This is a genomic window from Streptomyces katrae (assembly GCF_000966975.1).
GTDB classification, from domain to species: domain Bacteria; phylum Actinomycetota; class Actinomycetes; order Streptomycetales; family Streptomycetaceae; genus Streptomyces; species Streptomyces katrae.
Genome location: NZ_JZWV01000732.1, coordinates 1 through 323, shown reverse-complemented (window position 1 = coordinate 323; position 323 = coordinate 1). Strand labels below are relative to the sequence as shown.

At 78.0% G+C, this 323-nt stretch carries 1 protein-coding gene; it reads left to right on the top strand.

Features of this window, described 5'->3' with window-relative positions; genetic code table 11:
- Positions 1 to 323 (top strand): molybdopterin cofactor-binding domain-containing protein (locus VR44_RS25375; RefSeq protein WP_045949912.1); only part of this gene is annotated, 323 nt, incomplete at both ends.

The following is a 323-nucleotide window of genomic DNA, read 5'->3' as shown; positions in this document are numbered from 1 at the left end:
GACGGCACCGTCCGCTTCCGGCTGCCCCGCGAGGAGGTCGGCCAGGGCCTCACCACCGCCGTCGCCATGCTGGTCGCCGAGGAGCTCGACGCCCCGCTGGACCGGGTCCGGGTGGAACTGGACGACGCCCGCCCCGAGCTGCTGTTCAACCAGCTCACCGGTTCCTCCAACTCCATCCGCTCCCTGTACGGCCCGGTCCGCCAGTGCGCCGCCACCGCCCGGGCCCGGCTCGTCGCGGCGGCCGCCGCCCGCTGGGACCTCCCCGCCGCCTCGCTGACCACCGCGGGCGGCTCCGTACGGGCCCCCGACGGCCGCACCGCCGG